The sequence below is a fragment of the Pseudoalteromonas sp. ECSMB14103 genome (assembly GCF_000813065.1).
GTDB lineage: Bacteria > Pseudomonadota > Gammaproteobacteria > Enterobacterales > Alteromonadaceae > Pseudoalteromonas > Pseudoalteromonas marina.
In genome coordinates this window covers 1-619 of the sequence record NZ_JWGY01000027.1, presented here as the reverse complement: position 1 = coordinate 619, position 619 = coordinate 1, and the positions used below count along the sequence as shown (strand labels likewise).

The 619-nt window shown below is 43.1% G+C and carries 1 protein-coding gene; it reads right to left on the bottom strand.

All coding sequences use genetic code 11. The features are described 5' to 3' along the window. Positions 1 to 34: 34 nt before the first annotated feature. Positions 35 to 619: EF-Tu/IF-2/RF-3 family GTPase (locus tag RF53_RS19065; protein ID WP_039038579.1), on the bottom strand; the 585-nt coding region annotated here is incomplete at its 5' end.

Here is a 619-nt window from a genome sequence, read left to right as displayed (position 1 = left end):
TTTTTTTAGTATTAATTAACTTAAACGTTAATTATTACTCTACGATAGTTGCTACAACACCAGCACCTACAGTACGGCCACCTTCACGGATAGCAAAACGAAGACCTTCATCCATCGCGATTGGTGCGATTAGAGTTACTGTCATCTTGATGTTATCACCAGGCATTACCATTTCTACGCCTTCTGGTAACTGTACGTCACCAGTTACGTCAGTTGTACGGAAGTAGAACTGTGGACGGTAACCTTTGAAGAATGGAGTATGACGACCACCTTCATCTTTAGAAAGTACGTATACTTCTGAAGTGAATGTAGTGTGTGGGTTGATTGAACCAGGCTTAGCTAGTACTTGACCACGTTCAACGTCTTCACGCTTAGTACCACGTAATAGTGCACCAATGTTCTCACCAGCACGACCTTCGTCAAGAAGCTTACGGAACATTTCAACACCAGTACAAGTAGACTTAGTAGTCTCTTTGATACCAACGATTTCAACTTCGTCATTCACGTTGATGATACCGGCTTCAACACGACCAGTTACAACAGTACCACGACCTTGGATTGAGAAAACGTCTTCGATAGGCATGATGAATGGCTTATCGATGTCACGCTCTGGCTCTGG